The following is a 20,986-nucleotide window of genomic DNA, read 5'->3' as shown; positions in this document are numbered from 1 at the left end:
AGATGAACGAAACAACATCATCGACAAACGGACTCATACCCCTGCTTGGAACACTGGGAACCGCCGCATTCTTTCTCCTTGCAGCCTATGGTCTAGGAAGTGGGCTATTCCCAGCAGCACCGTATGTCCCTCCTCCAAAGCCCCTTTCGGACTACGATGGTAAAGCCCTAGTGGAATCCATCACAGCTTCGAAAATCGAGGCCACTCAAAAAACCATCCTGAATTTCGGATCACGACTTCCAGGCCAAAACGGCTATGACAAAACAGTGGACTACGTAACCTCTCGACTCAGTGATGCGGGATATGAGGTCCTGACTCAACCGTTCAAGGGTGTGTCTCCTCTTCTCGAACATACCCGCTTCAGCGTGTTAGATTCATCCGGGTCTCTCATAGATCAAGCAGTCGAACTATTCCCAGTCTTTCCGAATTACCTGACCCCCACGACCACACCTGAAGGAGGCGTAACTGGCGAACTGGTGGCGATCACCACGGATCTGATACGTAATGCTCAATCTCTTTCCGGAAAAATCGGGGTCTTGGATGCGGCACCTAATGCTTTTGTTCCAGACTACGGATTCAACGTCATTCGGTACGCTCAGCTTGGCCTGAAAGCACTGATTATCACGGATTCTCGGGGACTAAATTCGGCAGACTGGGACGCGATACTAGATCGTTTCGAAGGGGTGGTATCTTCAGGCCCCCTTCCGTTCCCACGGCTGGCTGCGGAGCCCTCAATTCTAGAATACATCGGCAATACCGTGAACGTCGACGTAGTGAGCCGCTTTGAGCGTGTTGACGCGGTTAATCTCGTTGCCGTCCTCAGAGCTGAAGAACCCGTCGAAGACGTCACTGTAATTTCTGGTAATCTGGACGCTCATGCGGGATTACCCGATCAAGCCCATAGCGCAGTCCTGACCTCCGGACTGGCCGCCAATATTGAAATTGCCGAGCAGCTCGCAGCGTACCGTTCCTTTTTACGGTCGGATATTTGGTTCGTATTCACGACAGGCGCCTTTAATTGTCAAGATGGGCTGGATCGACTGCTACGCCTATTACGCGTTAATCAAAGGGTATTAGACGAAAGACGCCAAAATCCAACAAACCCTCAGTATCGCACCAGTTTCGTCGCAGAAGACCTTGAAGAGCATGAATCAGCGCTGGCGAACGTGCAGAGGGTTTTAAAAGTCATCTCGAACGATGATTTTTTCGCCGAACCTAAACCCACGCTCGGCGCAATAAACGCCTTTGATAAAGAGCCTAGAGCTCTGTTCGAAGAGCAATTTGAATATGTCCTGAGGACGCTGTCTTTCGAAATCGTCGATCCGCTCCTAAACGCACAGATAGCTCTTGATGCTCAACCTAACGCAGATGTAGAGGATCCCCTTTTCCAAGCATACCTGAAGCTCAAAGCCGCGAGCAACAGAAGCAGCTCGATCATTTCGCTCAGCATGAGCAATATTCTGGATAATCAGCGAGATTACCTTGAGGAAAATCAGGTTAAGACGCGCATGATCCAACGGTTCCAAGAGCTTGAAACGCACCACGCCTTCCATGTCGCCGCTTATCAGGAAGAAATGAAGCTAGCACAGGCTGCTGACGGCTACGAAAACTGGATCGTCCTACATCCGATATTCCTTCCAACCTCTCAGCCAGATGCCACATCAACACGGCTGGCAACATTGGTCAAAGAAGAGCGAGACACCTTGAGTAAGCAAGTGGCCGTGTTGGGTAAATCGCTCGCCTCGGACCTTCTGGGAGACAAAGCTCCACAAATATTAGACCCAAGTAGAGAAACCACGCGGATCATAAGGAATCTCATGGATAATGCGGCGGATATGACTGTCCATATGTGGAATGGGAAGGGCTACGGAGCGGTCGGTTTTGTCACCGTAGACCATATTGATGGTATGAAGAACCGGCCAAACCCGGGTTATCTCCCTTGGATGCTTGAAGCAGAGAGCATCATATCCCCAGTGCGCACGTTGGCTATCACAGCTCTCGACATTGCCACTGGAACGCTGCGCGGAGTACCTGTAGAAAATTCCAATTACAGGATTTATAACTTCGTAGGGCGTATTCTCGCTGATGGTGTGGGCCAGTCTCTTGTAGCCTCCTATCCTTTGGCAGGAGCCACTGTCTTCTCGCGGCCTAAAGAGCAATACGGAACAGCTTCCACAACGGGTATGTACTACCAAGGAGGCCTAGAAATGGCTGATCCTTACGGGGTTTGGCAACGTGAAGAGACTATCTCAGATTTTCATATGAATTGGCGATTTTCAGGTGAGGGTTCCAATTTCGTGGCCACAGCTTACGACCATCGCGGGCAGATCAAATATATAAAGAACGAAGGCCCCGACGGACAAAGACTGTTCAAGTCGATGAACATCCCCAGAACCGCGAGGGAGAGTTTAGCCAATCAAACTATCGTTACCTTTCGGGCATCTCCAATCTCTATCGTGCAGCTGAATAATCCTCAATCAATGAAGGACTACAATGGCATTCTTCCCGTAGATGCTGAAGGCCTGACTCCCTTTCCGAGATTTATAGGTTTTTCTAGCTTGGGTGCAGAGATTTTTTTCATCCCTCCCGAAGAGCAATTCTTTCTGCAATTACAGGCGGGAGACCCTGGGAATGATCTCGTGCGCAACACCCGTGCATTTCTTTTGAATGTCGAGGAATCAAAGACTCTCGATGAGAGCAAAGACATCGACGGCGTAGGTTACCTGGCTAGAGACAACCCCATCATACTCGACACAGCGCTCCGGGCGGCCCACTCCATGGTATCAGTGAATGAAAAGCGACTTGATTTGCAGAATGCCTACTCGATGGCGGATGAACGGACGAACACCAATCACGAACTAGCAATAGAGGCTCTCGAGGCTGCCCAAGAACCAGGTATCACACAGATCGAAAGAGAAAAACGCGCACGAGATTCCGTCATTTTTTCTACTCTCAACCACCCAGTAATCCGCGATAATATTTTTGAGGCTGTTGTGGGTATCCTCTGGTATCTCTTCCTCCTAGTCCCCTTCGTGTTCTTTTTTGAGAAGCTACTCTTCAGCTACGCCGATATACGCAAGCAAGTCATCGCGCAGAGTATGATCTTCCTAATCGTGTTCATATTGCTGAGAATACTTCATCCTGCGTTCCAGATGGTGCAGTCTTCTTTGATGATCCTCCTTGGTTTCATCATCATCATGATTTCAACCGGTATTACGGTTCTGTTTTCATCGAAATTTTCCGAGAATCTGGAAGATCTTCGAAAGAAACAGGGTAAAGTTTCAGCGGCAGAAGTCAACAAGCTGGGAGTCATGGTTTCTGCATTCATGCTGGGGCTCAATAATATGAATCGGCGCAAAGTGCGCACCGGCCTTACCTGTGGAACGCTGACTCTACTTACGTTTGTCATGATCTCTTTTACCTCGGTGCAAAATAACCTGGTTGAAGAAGATATCGCAATCGGAAAGGCTCCTTATCAAGGGATGCTCGTTAAGCGCGACTCATTCATGCCACTCTCCAACCAAGAGGTCTTCGCGTTTCAAAAGAAGTTTTCTGAAGACTATCAAGTCAGCCCGCGTCGGATGCTAGTCGGGCGCGAGGAGAAGGGATACGTGCAAAACCCAATCGTTCAATTAAATGTGATGGACGACTCGGGCCGGGTGCGTGAGGCAGATGCCCAATCCATTGTGATGTTCGACTTAGAGGATCCGATACAACATCATCTTCCTTTTATTACACCCAAGACATGGTTTGAGCCCCAGGACTTTATCGAGGGCACATTCCCAGTTATGGTGTCACAAGATGCAGCGGATTCACTTGCAATCAGCTCAGAAGACGTCGTCGAAGGAAAGGCGCAGATCACAATCAACGGTGTTAACGTGCGTATCATTGCACTTTTCGACGGTAAAGCGCTTAACACGCTGACAGATTTGGACAGCGTCAACGTATTGCCTTTCGATATCGAGGCCATGTCCTCAGTGACAGTCGCTGAGACTGGCGGAAACCGATACATTGTGGCTTCCGACGAAGACCCTCGCATCGATGGTAATAACATAGTTATTGCTCCGTTGCGAAATCTGCCGATGAGCGTGGCCTTTGGCGATGAGATCGTATCGTCCCTAGTTGTTTCCATGCCGGATACTCCGTTTCGCGAAGCGCGTGAAACCATCGAGTCTTTCATGATCCAGACTGGAGAGCCTCTTTATTATGGACTGGATGGTAATGCTTACCGTGGAGAACGCTCCCGCAAGGTCAGCCTTAGTGGCTTAGTGGACCTCATTATCCCTCTGCTTATCGCGGGAATGACAGTCCTGAATACCATGAAAGGATCGGTCTACGAGAGGCGGACTGAGATCTATGTCTACAACGCCGTGGGTATCGCGCCGCGCTACGTATTCTTTATGTTCATCGCAGAGGCGCTCGTATATGCGGTGGTCGGCTCAATGATTGGATACCTGGCATCCCAGGGCACCGGGCGGATTTTGACCGAGCTCGATCTGACAGGCGGGCTCAATATGTCTTACACTTCGATGGCAACGATCTACGCCTCATTGACTATTATGGTCGCAGTCATCGTATCGACCTACTTTCCGGCGACACAGGCGATGGAGATTGCGGCCCCTGCCGAAGAATCGGGTTGGAAACTGCCTGAGCCTCAGGGCAATGACCTCGTGTTTGATCTGCCTTTTAACTTTAACCAGACTGAGCGCCTCGCCGTCCTGGAATTTTTCAATCGCTATCTTTTAGAACGTGGAGAAGGCAGCTCTGGCAGTTTTTATTCAGCGGTACCCAATCTTTCTATTCAGGAAGATTATGTAGAGGGGCAACCAGTCCCTCAGCTCAGCACGACGATTTGGCTCAAGCCGTTTGATTTGGCGGTTTCCCAAACTATGACGCTGGAGACCCCCTTCGATCCAGAAACACAAGAATTTAAAGCCCGCATGATCCTTACCCGACTCTCGGGAACGAACGAGTCGTGGTTGCGGCTGAATTCAAAATACGTTTCAGACCTCCGCAGACACTTCCTACATTGGAGAGCTGTTCCAGCTCACGATCGTGAAGAAATTTTTGAGGAAGCTCGCAATCGCATACGCATCGGGATGGCTGAAATGACACCAGCGTGAGGCAGACAAAGCCATGACTTTTAAAAAGAAGAAAACAGACAAAGAGGTAGAACAGTTTCGTAATCTGCTACCCATACCGGAGAAGTTCGAAAATGGCTTCGGGTGGACCACGGTGGTCGGCTTGTTCTTTTGCGGATTCATCATGATACCGGGAGGAATTTATCTCGGTTTGATGACTGGAGGAAATCTAAGCCAAGCTGCTTCCTGGGTAACGGTCATCCTATTTATGGAGCTGTCGCGGAGAGCCCTAAAGCCGCTCAACCAGCAAGAATTGGTCGTTCTCCTGCACGCTGCGCGTGTCATGATGTTGGGAAATATGCTATTTCCCGGCGGACCGTTGGCTCATATTGTCTACCGTGCTTATTACGTGGGCAGCGATGCAGTCCGAGACGCTGGTATGCTGGGTGCCTTTCCCTCCTGGTTTGCTCCCGACCCGGATAGCCCAGCGATTTTAGAAAGAAATCTTTTCCACCAGGATTGGTGGCTGCCGTTGGCAGTCTTCGGATTCGTTTTCGCAATCTCTCTAGTAAAAAAATACACGCTCGGTTACTTCTTTTTCCGTCTCACTTCAGACGTAGAAAAACTCCCCTTTCCACTAGCGCCAATTTCAGCGCAAGGAGCGATGGCTTTGGCAGAATCTGAGGATTCTGACAAAGAATTATCTTCGGACGATGTCTACTCCAACAGCCGAACAAGCGGAAAGAAAGATAAGAGCAAGGGTAAACGCTGGCGGCTGTTTTCACTCGGGGCTTATGTCGGAATCGCATTCGGTGCGCTGCAAATCGGTGTTCCTGCGATCACCGGGCTTTTTCTATCCAAACCAATATTTCTCATACCTCAACCGTTCGTCGACACGACCACGTTCACCGAGGCGATCTTACCGGCTACGCCCACGGGAATCGCCCTCAACTTAGGTCTCGTCATTCTCGGCTTCGTCGTACCTTTTTGGGCCGTGATGGGTGCTGGCATTGCAGTCTTACTCACCTTCATCCTAAATCCGATCCTGCAATCCACGGGCATGCTGAGCACCTGGCAGCCTGGGATGGATACGGTCAACACTACCTTCTCCAACAACGTAGACTTTTGGCTCAGTTTCAACATTGGAGCCGGGTTTGCCATCGCAGCGGTAAGCATCTACTCCACAGTCCGAGACATCCGTCGAGCTGTAAAAAACAACCGCAAGAAACCCGAGTCAGAAGAGAAAGAAGACCTCTGGGCGCCCCCTCGTAAAGGCAGAGGTGACTACCCCCTCTGGATCGCGGGTGCTCTTTACTGTGTGTCAGCCTTAGCTATCGTCATTCTATGCCTAGCGCTGTTACCATTTAGTTATGGCATCGCCTTCTTCTTGATATTTTTCGCCTTTGTTTACAGCCCTTTCCTTTCATATGTGAACGCTCGGCTTCTGGGTATTTCAGGTCAAACAATCGAAATTCCGTATGTCCGCGAAGCGTCCTTCCTACTCTCCGGTGCAAAAGGTGTAGAAATCTGGCTGGCACCTGTGCCTCTAGAAAACTTCGGACAACAAGCGGAATCATTCCGCGTAAATGAGCTCACCGGCGTGAATTTTTGGTCTCTGATCAAGACCGACTTAGTCGCACTGCCCATTTTATTTTTCCTGTCATTAGCATTTTGGGCATTCATTTGGAAAGCTGACCCTGTGCCCTCTGCACTCTTCCCTGCCGCTCAGATCAATTGGGAACTGCAGGCGAAAAATCAGACGCTTATTTACAGCTCGACGTTTGTCATCCCTGGGCAAGAGGGCGAGGAAAAGTCCTTTTCGGAAACCGAACTCGGCAAAGCGCTAAAGCCTGGGGTGATTGGCGGCAGCTTCGCAAGTGTCGTCGCATTATTTACGGTAATGAGCGGTCTGGGGCTGCCGGTTATGCTCGTATACGGTCTCATTAAGGGGCTCGGTGATTTTCCACATAATGTGATTCCTGAAGTATTTGGGGCACTGCTCGCCCGCTTCTACTTTTACAAAAAGTTCGGTGCAGAAAACTTTTTGAAAATAGCACCCACTATACTGGCAGGCTACATGACCGGTGTCGGCTTAATCGGCATGGCTACTATTGCTCTCACTCTCATCAAGAACGCTGTCTCTGGCGCCCCATTTTAGGCAAGTAAGATGATCGAAAATCAGATCAAACTCCCCGTTAAAATCGCGATTCAGGTAGTGATGCAGGGTATCAAAATACGGTTGGGTCGCTCCGTGGTGACGATCACCGGTGTAGTCTTAGGTATTGCATTCTTAATGTCTATCCTCGCTGGCCAAGTATTGAAAAGTGGTGTCCTCGAAGAGGACGAAATACGCGCCGAAGTCGACCGCAGGATGAATTTCATCATGAACGAAATGGGACCGGCAACGGGTCGCGATCTGGTGGTCTCAGCAAATCTGCCGTGGTCTGAAGAGGACACCCGCATTATTGAGCAACTCTTAGAGGATGGCCTCTCAAACCTAACTCTCCATGGAGTTATACCAGACGCCGCGCGCATACCAGCGGAGCGTTATACCACAATCCAGTCTGTCGACGCCGAATCGGGCACTCAAGCAAGCGCGATCTATCTCATTGGTGATCTGGATCTTCAAAGCTTCCCAATCGAGTTCTTCGATGAGGCACGACAAAAAGTCGCTCTCATCGCCGGAGAAATAGACGAAATTCCTAGCAACTTCGCTAAAATCGCTACCGTGCGCCTGACTCAAAAACCCACCGAAGAGGAATTAGCGCGCATCGCCGAAGAAAAGCGTAAGGATCGCTTCCGCAACTCCTGGATCATTATCATCTCGCTCCTGGTTACTGTCATTGGGATTACCAACGCCATGTTGATGAGCGTAACTGAACGCTTCCGCGACATCGGCACCATGAAGTGCTTAGGGGCGCTTTCGGGATTTGTGAGACAGATGTTCCTGCTTGAATCAGCCTTCATGGGAAGTGTCGGCAGCGCGGTAGGCTGTCTCGTTGGCGTCCTTTTCTCTCTCGTTGCCTACGGATTTACCTACGGCTTTGGTCTCATCACGGTTGCGCTATTCTCCGAGTGGGAAGCCCTATCTGGATGGATTCTCGTATCGCTGGCTGCTGGTATCATACTCTCTATTCTGGCGGCTATCTATCCCGCTAGTGTCGCATCGCGAATGGTCCCAGCTGTCGCGCTGCGCACCAGCGTATAAAATTCACACCCCTTCCTCATGGCTATCGCTCAAACAGACATCGACAGTATCTTGAACCCCCCAAGCGAGGATGGTCAAGAGGTGGTGATCCACGCGGTCGACGTACACAAAGTCTACAAACAGGGCAAACAGGAGACGCTCGCACTACGCGGAGCTACACTCGACATCTATCGGGGCGAGTATCTTTCGATTATGGGGCCGTCTGGCTCTGGAAAGTCTACGCTCTTTAATATGATTGGCGCGCTTTCGAAGCCGTCGAAAGGCAAGGTTTTCATCGACCAGGTAGACATCGCTCAACTTGACTCTAACGAGCTCGCGTGGCTGCGCTGCCGAAAGATCGGGTATATCTTCCAGTCCTATAACCTGATTCGCGTAATGACCTGTCTGGAAAACGTCACCCTTCCCATGGCTTTTGCGGGGATGGATGCCGAGTCGGCGCGCGAAAAGGCAGTGAACATTCTAAAACGGGTCGGTCTTGGGCATCGCATTTTGCATAAACCGGGAGAGCTTTCCGGTGGTCAGCAACAACGCGTCGCCATCGCTCGAGCCTTGGCAAATAGTCCAGAAATCATCCTAGCGGACGAACCCACAGCCAACCTTGACCAAGCGACGGGTGAAGAGATGATCACCCTGCTCAACGGCCTTAAAGAAGAGTTCGATGTCACCATCATTTCCGCGACGCACGACCTCAAAATGTTGAAGCGTTCTGATCGCATTCTCTGGATTAAAGACGGACGCATTGTGAAGGCTGCACGCCCCGAAGAGATCGACTTCGACAGCGACGAGTTCCACTAGACCATGCCCTTCCTGCGCAAAAAGTCACCGCCCAGACAGACAGGTATCAAAGACCCAATGAAAGTCATCCCCATGATTCCTGAGGAAGTAGAAGCTAAGGTTGATGACGCCGGCTGTGTGCAACTGCGTCGCAAATTGGTCACAAAAGCAGGTATCGGTAACTGGATCGCACAGCGGTTCCAATTTGACCGCTATAAACGCATCAATCTCGACCTCATCGGCAGTGCTTTTTGGGCAGAGGTCGATGGGCAAAGTAACTTGGCGCAGATTCTCAAAAAACTGATGCTCCGGCATGATTGGAAACAGGAAGAAGCCCAAAAAGCCATCATCACTTATACTTCAGAACTCATGAAACGAGGACTGCTTGTCCTCAACGTGAAACCATCAAAATAATGACACATATGTCCGAAGTCCTCATTTCAGTCGAGAATGTAAAGAAGCTCTATGTCACCGAGGGCGAGGAGCTATGGGCGCTCAAAGGCATTTCTCTCGAAATTTACGACGGTGATTTTTTCTCGATTATGGGCCCCTCAGGTTCCGGAAAGTCTACCCTCTTTAATCAAATCGGAGCACTCGATGTCCCGACCGAGGGCAAAGTCATATTTCAAGGTCAATCCGTGTTCGATCTTTCCGAGAGCCAACAAGCTTGGTTCCGCTGTAACAAAATCGGCTACATTTTTCAGACGTTCAACCTCATCCCTGTGATGACCGCTCTGCAAAACGTTACGCTCCCTATGGTATTTCAGGGGGCGAGTGATGAAGAGGCTGCCGAGCGCGGCACTAAGATACTTGAGCGCGTCGGCTTGGGACACCGCCTTCACCATAAACCCGAAGAACTCTCTGGAGGGCAGCAACAACGTGTCGCTATCGCCCGCTCCCTGGCCAACCACCCCACTGTCGTGCTCGCCGATGAACCCACGGGCAACTTGGACAGCCGTACCGGCGAAGAGGTGATCGAACTGCTTAAAGAGCTGAATGCCAAAGACAACGTGACTATCATTTGCTCCACCCACGACCCGAAGATGCTTGCCTCATCGCGACGTGTAGCTTGGATCGAAGACGGATCCCTCCAGCAGATTAGCACAGCCGAAGAATTTGAACTCGCCAAAAAAGGCACCGACGGCCTCGGCCGATAGCTCGACCTGAAAACGGCATCGTGGACATTGGCATCACAACACCGGCTTTGCTGTTTCCCGCGATTTCCCTTCTCTTACTGGCTTACACAAATCGCTTCCTTGCACTCGCAACACTGGTTCGTCAGCTCAAAGAACAATACGAGGATAAACCCAGTCGGGCTGCTGCGCTCCGTCCGCAGATACATAACCTTCGTAAACGAATCTACATCATTCAACGCATGCAGGAATTTGGTGCAGTGAGTTTCTTTCTCTGCGTCTGCTGTATGTTTGCCATCTACGCAGGCCAGACATTGCTAGGCGGTCTAATGTTCGGTGGGAGTATCGTCTTACTGGCGGTGTCGTTAGCATTCTCCATTGCCGAAATACATATTTCAGTGAAAGCCCTGGACCTTCATTTATGCGATGTCGAAGAAAACTGTGAAGACATAAGCAGTCGTTAGCGCAGGACAAAGAAACCATTTACAAGATCTCCCGAGTAACCTATTTAACTCGCCGCTTCGCTGAAGCGAAGTTTCCATGGCTGACAACATCCATACTGAATTTCACCGTATGCTCGGTCGCTCTGATAAGGAGGCCCTGTTGGAGCAGACAGGCAAGGTCCTCTGGCTCTATGGTCTTTCTGGGAGCGGAAAGAGTACGATTGCTAATGCGGCAGAACGGGCGCTCCACAACCAGGGCCGCTTTACCCAGATTCTAGACGGCGACAACATCCGGTCCGGTTTGAACGGAGACCTCGGCTTTAGTGATGAGGACCGCCAAGAAAACATTCGTCGCATAGCCGAAGTGGCCAAACTATTTCTAAACGCAGGCTGTATCACGATCACATCCTTCATTACACCAACAGCCGCACTCCGCGAAGCTGCTCGGGCTATTGTTGGGCATGAGGACTTTATTGAGGTCTATGTCCATGCAAGTTTTGAAACCTGCGCTGAACGCGATGTGAAAGGACTCTACGCCAAAGCAGCCGCGGGGAGTGTGAAACACTTTACTGGCAAGGATTCTTCCTTCGAAATCCCCGAGAAACCAGATTTACGCCTCGATACCGAGATCGACGATCTCGACACCTGTGTTCAACAACTTCTTTCTTTCCTATAGATCGATCCATTTTCACAATGAAAGACTACACCGTCAGCCATCTTAAACAGCTCGAAAGCGAAGCGATTTACGTCCTTCGAGAGACTGCGGCCCAGTTTGAAAAGCCCGTACTCATGTTCTCTGGAGGTAAGGACTCCATAGTCATGACGCACTTGGCCTATAAAGCTTTCTGGCCGAGTAGAATACCCTTCCCGCTTTTACACGTAGACACCGGGCACAATTTTCCAGAGACCATAGAATTCCGCGATAAGCTTGCATCAGACCTGAATTGTGCCCTTGAAGTGGCCTCTGTCCAAAAAGCGATAGACGAAGGCCGCGTGGTCGAAGAAACCGGACCGAATGCTTCGCGCAACGTCCTACAGATTCAGACCCTGCTTGATTGGTTGGAAGACTACCAAGCCGATGCAGCTATGGGAGGCGCACGTCGCGACGAAGAAAAGGCCCGCGCCAAGGAGCGTTTTTTCTCTCATCGTGATGCCTTCGGTCAATGGGATCCGAAAAACCAACGTCCTGAACTCTGGAATCTCTACAACGGCCGAAAGGCGCAAGGGGAACATTTTCGTATATTCCCCATTTCGAATTTCACCGAAATGGATATCTGGCAGTATATGAAACTCGAAGGGATCGAACTTCCGAGTCTATACTACGCGCACAAACGCGACGTCGTTATACGGAATAATACCATTCTCGCTGTCTCCGAATTTGTTCAACCCGAGGATGGGGAGGACGTACATAACATGCAGATTCGTTTCCGCACCATGGGAGACGCAACCATTACAGGGGCTGTGGAAAGCGATGCCGATGATATCGACAAGATCATCGCGGAGGTCGCAGCCGCCCGCCAAACCGAGCGCGGCAACCGTGCCGATGACAAGCGCTCTGAAGCCGCTATGGAAGACCGCAAAAAACAAGGCTACTTCTAAAATACAGCGCCCACATATCCCGCGTCTTTTTACACAAAATCACCTTTTCTATGACTGCATCTGCGAATTTCGAAAGAACCACCGATTTACTCCGCTTCACTACAGCCGGCTCAGTAGATGACGGTAAGTCGACCCTCATTGGCCGATTGCTCTACGACAGCAAATCCATTTTCGAGGACCAACTCGAAGCCATCGAACAATCGAGTAAGGCCCGCGGCGATGAAAACGTAAACCTGGCCCTCCTGACCGATGGTCTGCGCTCTGAACGCGAACAGGGCATCACTATCGATGTCGCATACCGCTACTTTGCGACACCCAAGCGAAAATTCATTATCGCCGACACGCCTGGGCACATTCAATACACACGAAATATGGTTACGGGTGCCTCAACGGCAAACCTGGCCATTATCCTCGTCGATGCGCGCAAAGGCGTCATCGAGCAAACCATGCGGCACGCCTTTATTGCCAACCTCCTGCGTATTCAGCACATCGCTGTTTGTATCAACAAGATGGACCTCGTCGACTGGTCGGAGGAAACCTACAACGGCATCAAAAACGACTTCGAGACCTTTGCATCGCGCCTTGGTAACATCGTCGACGTCACCTTCATACCGATCTCAGCGCTCAAAGGAGACAATGTCGTAAACCACTCAGAAAACATGGAGTGGTACGACGGCCCGACCCTCCTTTATCATCTGGAACACGTCTACATTGGTGCCGATCACGACTTGGTCAACGCGCGCTTCCCGGTCCAGTGGGTCATCCGCCCACATTCAGATAAATGGCACGACTTTCGCGGCTATGCCGGCAAAGTGGCCGGTGGTGTCTTTAAGAGAGGTGACGAGATCATGGTCCTTCCCTCCGGCTTCTCCTCACGCATTAAAGCTATCCACACCGCGGACGGAGAAATCCAAGAGGCATACCCCCCCCTCTCAGTTTCGATCACACTCGAGGATGAGATCGATATCTCACGCGGCGATATGATCGTGAAGAAAAACACGCCGCCTCACAGCGAGCAGGATATCGAAGCCATGATCTGTTGGTTCAGCGATAAACCGATGAACCCACGCGGTAAATTTGTCTTCCGGCAGACAACCAACGAAACTAAAGCTCTCATCAAGGACGTTCGCTATAAAGTTAACATCAATACGCTACACAAGATCGAGGATGATCTAGAGTTTCGCCTCAACGACATCGGCCGAATCAGCATCCGCACCGCTAAAGCGATTTCCTATGACAGTTATAAGAAAAATCGGGTGACAGGATCTTTTATTTTAGTGGATGCCTTTACTAACGAGACGGTAGCCGCAGGGATGATCGTTTAGAGCTCGTGTCGACGGAATATCTCAGTCCTGTGATGCCCAGGCAGCATACGGACTGTTGACTCGAATTATGCAATGGATCGCAAAATCCGGGTTAAAATGAAAACTGGCGAGCCCTGTTAAAAGGACTCGCCAGTCAGAGTATGGTTCAAAAGATCAGCATGTTACTGCTAATCTATGGTTATCACCTTCGCGTCTCCTTCTTGACCGACGGGGACATACCCGAGGCTCCCTTCGTTGGCAGCCACATACTCAAGCATCTCTTCTACAGATCCCTGTTCTCGGGGAGCGATACCCTGTCCAGTAAAGATCAACTTTTTCCACGCTCGGCTGAATTGGCTCGCACGGCGACCCGTTATCGCTCGGATCGTTGCCCCATGGAATTCACCCCACTTGAGGACTGCTAAGCGAACCGCTCCGCCTCCTTGCCAACGATTGACGTCACCCAACATGATGGCGCGTAACTCATCTACACTCAAAGAATCAATGGCGTTAGAGGAATGAGTGATCACCACATAATCCTCGGAGAATAGCGTGTTACCCCAATAAAGAAGCGACACGAACAGAAATACTTTTATTTTCGTTTTCACAGTTTGTTCCTGGCTTCTTGGTTAGAATGATAAGGTCGACTTAAGGACAAAGTAGACAGTATTTTCTGATGGCACATCGATACTCTCTGGTCGACGAGCCTCTGAAGATAAGCGATTACCATTGATGTAATGAAGCTCTGCTTTTAAAAACAGCCCATAGATTGGTTCATATCGTACCGCCACCGCATAATCGTGCACGATATCTCTATCGAGATCGCTGAGATAATCGTCATCATAGTAACTGTAGTTTATTCCAGCAGCAAACCTGTCGGTAAACTGATAATCTGCCTGTATGTAATAAGATTCGTCTCGACGCACGTCGTCAGGACCCGAGATAAATCCAATATCGTCTGACCTTAATCCAGGTGCAGCGCGACGCTTAAATTCGGCATTCAAAGTAAGATCACCACGAACGTATTGCGCGAAGATATAGTGGATCGTTAAGTCAATGTCAGTGAAACGAACGCCATTGCCTGCAAAGATTTGGTCCCATGCGACTAATGGTGGAACTGACAGTCCAAGGCGCGCACCAAAGAGACCTCCGACAGCGGCGGCGTTATTCAAATCAGCTCCAGTTATTTCGTTACTGAACGCATAGCGACCGTTCAAATCATTATCAGGATAGCGAAAAAATGATCCACCAATTTTTAAACCGTCGATCGGCGTATTCCAGGCTAACCATGCCCCATAGTTGAAACCAACAATGTCCCACTCATCGATATATGTAACACCCCCAGAGAGCTGACGGCTCAGGATATGTGAATTACGTCCCACATTGGGTAGCCATCCCCCTCCGACTTTATATTCTAGACTACCGGCGGCACCCAAATCAAATATACCAAATGCTCCGATACCGTTATAGCCCGAGGTGAAAGGCCTGAAATTAAGGTTATAAACACCAAAAGGTAGGTGTGCGAAAACCCGAGTAGAATCTAGATCCTGCGCATCATTAAATAACCCATTGGCGAGCTTATTACGTCCGAGCGAGATACCAAATTCTGGCGCGAATTGGTAGGTTATATTTGCCCAGTCAAGTTGAACGTCCGAGATACCGTCATGGTCATAGGCATAGACTTGAGCTCCTACACGGACCCCGTTGTCAAATTGGTAGATCCCATTGTAGGTTAACTCGATCCGATTGAGCTCAAGCTCATCGGTTTCCTTGGTATAAAAGATGAATCCAGTACTATAAGCGGCGGTAAGACTTAATTCGCCACTAAACATTATATCGTCTAACTCAAAGGCCCAGCTAGAGGCCGCGCACAGCCATAGAGCCGCACATGAAGACACAGGTATTTTCATAGTTTTTAGTGAGTAGTGTTTCATGGGCTCAAAGCTTAATTTTTATGAGTAAAAAAGAAGCCTGAGTCCACATTCCCCTGCATACTTCGCAGAAATCACATTTAACTTAATAACGTCTTTTCATTTTCTTACTTTTAAGGACATTTGCCTGAATAACTTGTAAATAACATCAAACGGCCTTTTGATTTTTACAAATTTCTGTCTTATCTGATGACTGCTTAATCACTGCTACCCGGAGTCGAGGCCAGCTTAATAATAAGAAACAGAGGATAAGAGCTTATATGAACATCCCAGCGACGCACGCTGTTGTGAAACAAGCCAAATTACCCGCTAGCACTGAGCGAAGAGCAAGTTGGCAGAGCACAGCTCGTTTGCTCGGAGCAATCGAGCTAATCCCTCCGATCTGGATTCCCATCGACGCGAAATTAGCAAAACCACACAGAGCGTAGGTGATCAAAATAATGCTGCGCTCATCGACGAGCACACCGGACTCCTTCATCCCTCCAAAGGTCAAATAGGCAATAAACTCGTTGATGACCAGTTTTTCCCCAAGCAGTTGACCTGCGGCCATCACAGATCCACTGTCAATTCCCATGAGCCAAGCAAAAGGTGCGAAAAGAACCCCAAAGATGAGCTCCATTGAAAAAGTCTCATATCGCCCACCACTCCATGACGCAACGAGATCATTTAATCCGGTGAGCTGGCCTAAAACATCCGATAGCAGATAATTGATCATCGTGACGAATGCCACGAAAACGATGATCATCGCGCCGACGTTAAAAGCTAAAGTAAGACCTTGAGTTGTACCACGAGCGATCGCGTCGAAAACATTGGTCCCCATATCATCATCGGCGATCTCCATCTCTGCGTTAACATCCTGGGTCTCGGGAACGAGCAGCTTGGAATACATCAATGCCGCCGGTGCAGAAAGGATAGACGCGGTTATCAGGTGCTTACCAAACAGGGCTTGCTGCGCGGGATCATCTCCGCCAAGAAATCCGATGTAGGCTGCCAGAACTGTTCCCGCGATGGTGGCCATACCCCCTGTCATCAGCGACATGACCTCTGAGCGAGTCATGCTGTTCAAGTAGGGTCGCACCATAACCAGAGCTTCCGTTTGGCCGATGAAGACATTGGCAGCAGCAGCCAAGCTCTCAGCACCAGAAAGTTTCATTGTCCGCTTCATGATCCAAGCGAGGCCGTAGACCACCTTTTGTAAAATCCCGTAATAGTAGAGAACGGAAGTAACGGAGGAGAAAAAGATGATAGCAGGAACCACCCGAAACCCGATTACGGTACTAAATTCAAACGCATCACTAGTCAGCCTCCCAAATACCTCTTGCGCTCCCCTGTTGGCAAAACTGAGCACCGCGACAAAACCCTGAGAGATGACATCGAGCCCACGCTCAATAAATGGCACCTTTAAAACCGCCAACGCCACCACCAACTGGAGGCCCAATGCTGAACCAATCAATTTCCAAGACACGTGCCGCCTCCCCTCGCTAAATGTCCAAGCCACTCCGATGAACACGGCTATTCCCAAAATAGATCGCAAACTCTCCATAATTTTCACATCTACATGAGCAGTTACGAAGCCATCAATCACAGATTGGTAATGACGGATCTACTGTACCATCTGAAAATATATACCGATCCGACGTGGCTAATCTCCATTCACTGTGTTTGTTGCACCCGGATAAGATCTCAGCAGAGGAACCAATCTTACCACCGGGCATACCGCCCGATAAATCCCCGTCACGATATTAAATAATTCCGCTTCAGGAACGGCTGGAGGCCTTCCTCAGCAGACACATAAACCCTTAAAGGCAAGGGCCAAGAAGCCGAACTTTCACCTTAGCATGAATGAGGGTTTAAAAAACGAAAACTGGCACGATACAGTTGAAGCCACGACGGAGTTCTCAGACGAGCAGCTCACCTTTCTATCAAATAAGCCGAAAAGGATAATCATAATCGACGACACCATAAGTGTTCTAGAGGACTTCAAAAGTATCCTCTCCGCCAAGAAGAGCTTTGATCAATCACTCGCAAAAGTCTCCGACGAACTTTTCGGGGAGGAGGAAGGTTCAGCTCCCGAACAAAACCAAACTATGTCCACCGATGAATCGGACATTGTATTTGATGTGAGTACCGCCGTTCAGGGAAAGATGGGACACAGTCTAGCTTTAGATGCCATGCAAAAGGGAAAGCCTTTTCAAGTTGCTTTTGTAGATATGCGCATGCCACCAGGCTGGGACGAATTACAAACCATTCACGCAATCATGCAAATCGACGCGAATCTTCAGTGTGTCATATGCACAGCCTACAGCGACTTTACCTGGGCAGAGACCATGCAAGAACTCAATCATGAGAGATCTGACCGCATCCTTATACTCAAAAAACCCTTCGATCCGAGTGAAGTCTGGCAGCTGGCTGTTTCTTTAAGCGAACGATGGCACAAGGAACATGCACGGAAAGAAACGGAAAGATCTATTGAGCATCTCCACGACACTCTTCGTTTAGAACTCGAATCTGCAAATAATAGAATATCCAAATTTCGTAATATTCTGCTCGAGTTGAAACAAGTCGTTAAAGAAGAGCATGATTTGGAACGGATATCAATCATCACGGAACAAGCGATAAAAAATCTATAAACAAACCCTAAATGCGTTCATCTCTGATTGAAACCGAAAATACAGTGCAGCACTAGATTTCTGTCTATTTCTAAAATCTACTTTCTTTTCTTCTCATGTTTGACGATCACGATCGTAGCAATCGAAGAAGAGGAGGAACGGACACTCATTTTCGATGCACCCAGTAATGCCGAATCAATCTATCATTTTGCTTTCTCCGATTTCATCGATCAGAAGTCAGTCGATTTAACCAAAAAACTTGGCATCCGATCCATTGTTTCTGCCTTTAGAAATACCAATAAGCAGTGGGTATTTGTTGATGAAAATAGTGACGTCTATTCCTATAATGGATTCGATCTTGAGCAAATCAGATCGCCGTTCAATGAGCCATTGAAGCACATTTTTAAGATTGAGGATAAGCTCTTTTTTACCGCGTCCCAAAACAGGAAACTAATAGTTTACCATTGTAATGATGGGAATTGGATATCTTTCGATTTTCCTGAGAAATTCTGGAATTTAAATATCGTTGATACTGAAATCAATTTTCTCCAAAAATCAGTGGTATTCATGTATGGATCTGGAAATGAAAGAAATTTTCTAAGTTTTAATTACATTGATAATAGTTTTTTTGATCTAGGCCTGATTGAGATAGGAATTGACGAAAATTGGCAAGACTTACAATGATTCGATAACGATGAATGGGTGGTGGAAAACAATGATCAAATCATCCATATAAAATTTGAAAATAAACCTGAGAAAATTAAAACTTATAATGCTTTCGGCAATTTCGATGAAATCTATAGCATAAGTGAGAATCTGGCACTGATTACCAGGAGATTTAAGGTCGACGATGAAATCGAAAAAACCATGGCTCTTTTATACTCTGACAAGGGTCTCGGTGAATTTATAGAATTTGAAGGCGACTTCATAAATGGTGATGATGATCAGGTATACTTTGTTTTTAAACGAGGAAGCTACGGCTATCTGTTTAAGATCGAAAATCTTAATCTAAAAAGAATAGGCCCAAGTTTTCGTATCAGCACCGATGATATATTCGAAAATATCTTTTACGATAGAGAGCACCAATTCATTCTTTCCGGCGCGGATCGGTCTATCTTGATAAACGCAAAGCCAGAAGTCATCTCGAACCTGCATGAGGTCTCGAATGCTAAGTTAATAGACTCAAAAAGAGGTATTATCGAGATCACGAAAGGAGACGATCGATTCCGCTTGACCGGTTTTCCAAACGGGAACGTTAGCAAAAACAATCGAAGCGATGTTCTTTGGGTGCAGTATCCATGGAGTATTGGTAGCGACCTTTTCCTTCGGAATGAGCATTTTCCTAATTTGAAAATTGGCGTTGATATCCGATTGGTGAACAGGATGCAGTATAGCTTAAACAACAAGATATACTACGATACGCATTCAGATCAGGTTCTCATATATCGCACTCAAGATTCCGAGCGTTTTCCTGATCTTCTGGTTTTAAACGAAATCCAAAGTCAGGAATTTGATTATCTCCCTGAAAACCTGATTCTCTGGAGAAGAATCATTAGACATGACGACGGTTATATTGAGTTAATACAAGGCCGCCTGATTAATGATGATACAAAACATTTCGTGTGTATCCACAAATTGGACTCGAACTTCGATCTAATTCATACACACGAACACTACTATGACTCAAATTTTCCAGAGACTACTGTCTTTGATTATACCGAACATGTTCTCCCGTTTTTAAATGACACACTCGATGATCACCAGACTTTAATCAGCTTATTAGTTTCCGATTCATTCTCCCCTATCAATGACGATACAGCCATTATTTGTACTGACCCACAAAGCCTACCAAATGTGGCGATTATCAATTGGGGTGATGAGGACTATGGGGTCGATTTGTATTCCCTTGAAGACCTAGATCTTCAATACCTGGGCAACGTCAGCGATGATCGTATCGCACTAAAAGACCGCTCTGGAAATTCGCTCGTCGAAGCAAGCATCAGTGAATTCGGGAAGGAAGATCCATTTATTTGGAATATGCCTGAGGGCTATAGTGTTACAGACGTTTTGATCGAGACCGATCAAGGGCAATGGGCGATAATCCGGCGCCAAGGTTTTGAGGGTGTATATTTTCTAGAAATGTTCCCCGAAGAGTCCTCACCATTGCAGATGAAGGTTACCCTTGGCAATGAAAGTGTTGTCTCTGGAGATAGAATTTCAATCTACCCAGCGGGCCGGTTTGCCTTCAGATCTGAGACGTTTAATGATCCAGTCTATTTTCAATGGCGTTATTCAAACGCTGAGTGGTCTCAACGCCTTAGCGCATCCTCAGGATCTTTCAATATATCAACAAGCGAGATGCCAGTAGGTGAGGGTGATGTCGAAATCAGAGGATTTGATTTTTTCGGTAAAGCTGCTCTTGAAACAGTATCAAAAAGAATAAATATTTTTCCGATACCACTACAAAAGAGACCGTGGTTCCCCTATGCAGTCGGCGGCTTCATCTTCGCGCTCACTGTTTCCCTGATTATAGCGATCATCCAAACGTTCAAAAGTAGACGCAGTGCATATAATCTTGCTGTCCTGAATCGCACTTTAGAGGACAGAGTTAGAGACCGCACAGCGGAAATTGATGCTCAGAACCAGGAGCTCACCGCTACCAACACACTGCTAAACGACACAAATAATAAGTTGAAGGAAACCAGCCAAGCACTTGCTGAAGCGTCGAGAGCAGCAGGAATGGCTCAGGTGGCTTCCGGAGTTCTCCATAATGTTGGTAATGTGTTTAATTCTCTGTCAGTTTCTATCAATGTTTTGTGGAATGATACTAGCCCGGATTTTGCATGAACATGTCGACAGTCCAGTGTTGACAATAAAAATGTCTTCCTGCCGGGCTTCTTTGCT

General features: G+C 48.3%; 16 protein-coding genes. 13 read left to right on the top strand and 3 right to left on the bottom strand.

Annotated elements, in window-relative coordinates; all coding sequences use genetic code 11:
* Window positions 1-2: 2 nt before the first annotated feature.
* The 10 genes from HRU10_05470 (at window position 3) to cysN (ending at window position 13,563) form a co-directional block, all read left to right on the top strand.
* A complete protein-coding gene (locus HRU10_05470) occupies window positions 3-5,123 on the top strand; it encodes a hypothetical protein (protein ID NRA26683.1) in 5,121 nt (1,706 codons plus the stop codon).
* A gap of 13 nt (window positions 5,124-5,136) precedes the next feature.
* Complete coding sequence (locus tag HRU10_05465) at window positions 5,137-7,239, top strand: peptide transporter (protein ID NRA26682.1); 2,103 nt, start codon at window positions 5,137-5,139, stop codon at window positions 7,237-7,239.
* Window positions 7,240-7,248: 9 nt separating this feature from the next.
* Window positions 7,249-8,289 (top strand): FtsX-like permease family protein, encoded by a 1,041-nt coding sequence (locus HRU10_05460; protein NRA26681.1) that lies wholly within the window; start codon window positions 7,249-7,251, stop codon window positions 8,287-8,289.
* A gap of 18 nt (window positions 8,290-8,307) precedes the next feature.
* Entirely contained in the window at window positions 8,308-9,084 is a 777-nt protein-coding gene (locus tag HRU10_05455; GenBank protein NRA26680.1) for an ABC transporter ATP-binding protein, read from the top strand.
* A 3-nt stretch (window positions 9,085-9,087) separates the two neighbouring features.
* Window positions 9,088-9,477 carry a PqqD family protein gene (locus tag HRU10_05450; GenBank protein ID NRA26679.1) on the top strand — a complete coding sequence of 130 codons (390 nt, stop codon included), beginning with the start codon at window positions 9,088-9,090 and terminating at the stop codon, window positions 9,475-9,477.
* 8 nt (window positions 9,478-9,485) lie between these two features.
* Window positions 9,486-10,220, top strand: a complete 735-nt coding sequence (locus HRU10_05445; protein ID NRA26678.1) for an ABC transporter ATP-binding protein — start codon at window positions 9,486-9,488, stop codon at window positions 10,218-10,220.
* A gap of 20 nt (window positions 10,221-10,240) precedes the next feature.
* A complete protein-coding gene (locus tag HRU10_05440; GenBank protein ID NRA26677.1) occupies window positions 10,241-10,660 on the top strand; it encodes a DUF2721 domain-containing protein in 420 nt (139 codons plus the stop codon).
* A 76-nt stretch (window positions 10,661-10,736) separates the two neighbouring features.
* The gene (gene cysC / locus HRU10_05435; GenBank protein NRA26676.1) at window positions 10,737-11,315 is read left to right on the top strand and encodes an adenylyl-sulfate kinase; all 579 of its coding nucleotides are present in this window, start codon (window positions 10,737-10,739) and stop codon (window positions 11,313-11,315) included.
* A 17-nt stretch (window positions 11,316-11,332) separates the two neighbouring features.
* Window positions 11,333-12,238, top strand: coding sequence for a sulfate adenylyltransferase subunit CysD (gene cysD / locus HRU10_05430; protein NRA26675.1), 906 nt, complete (start codon window positions 11,333-11,335; stop codon window positions 12,236-12,238).
* Window positions 12,239-12,288: 50 nt separating this feature from the next.
* Entirely contained in the window at window positions 12,289-13,563 is a 1,275-nt protein-coding gene (gene cysN / locus HRU10_05425) for a sulfate adenylyltransferase subunit CysN (GenBank protein ID NRA26674.1), read from the top strand.
* A gap of 167 nt (window positions 13,564-13,730) precedes the next feature.
* Here cysN and HRU10_05420 read toward each other — a convergent pair whose 3' ends face one another.
* The 3 genes from HRU10_05420 to HRU10_05410 form a co-directional block, all read right to left on the bottom strand.
* The gene (locus HRU10_05420; protein NRA26673.1) at window positions 13,731-14,150 is read right to left on the bottom strand and encodes a hypothetical protein; all 420 of its coding nucleotides are present in this window, start codon (window positions 14,148-14,150) and stop codon (window positions 13,731-13,733) included.
* Between the two features lie 21 nt (window positions 14,151-14,171).
* Entirely contained in the window at window positions 14,172-15,452 is a 1,281-nt protein-coding gene (locus HRU10_05415) for a hypothetical protein (protein NRA26672.1), read from the bottom strand.
* 277 nt (window positions 15,453-15,729) lie between these two features.
* Window positions 15,730-17,016 (bottom strand): NupC/NupG family nucleoside CNT transporter, encoded by a 1,287-nt coding sequence (locus HRU10_05410; protein NRA26671.1) that lies wholly within the window; start codon window positions 17,014-17,016, stop codon window positions 15,730-15,732.
* A 295-nt stretch (window positions 17,017-17,311) separates the two neighbouring features.
* On the opposite strand from HRU10_05410, the gene HRU10_05405 reads away from it, so the two are divergent.
* From HRU10_05405 to HRU10_05395, 3 genes are all read left to right on the top strand, one after another.
* Entirely contained in the window at window positions 17,312-18,103 is a 792-nt protein-coding gene (locus HRU10_05405; protein NRA26670.1) for a hypothetical protein, read from the top strand.
* A 99-nt stretch (window positions 18,104-18,202) separates the two neighbouring features.
* Entirely contained in the window at window positions 18,203-18,766 is a 564-nt protein-coding gene (locus HRU10_05400; protein ID NRA26669.1) for a hypothetical protein, read from the top strand.
* Window positions 18,767-18,787: 21 nt separating this feature from the next.
* On the top strand, window positions 18,788-20,929 hold the full coding sequence (locus tag HRU10_05395) for a hypothetical protein (protein NRA26668.1): 2,142 nt from the start codon (window positions 18,788-18,790) through the stop codon (window positions 20,927-20,929).
* Window positions 20,930-20,986 lie beyond the last annotated feature (57 nt).

It is taken from the genome of Opitutales bacterium (genome assembly GCA_013215165.1).
Lineage (GTDB): Bacteria > Verrucomicrobiota > Verrucomicrobiia > Opitutales > JABSRG01 > JABSRG01.
The sequence above is the reverse complement of the archived record's forward strand: the minus strand, read 5'-3'. Positions and strand labels throughout refer to the sequence as shown.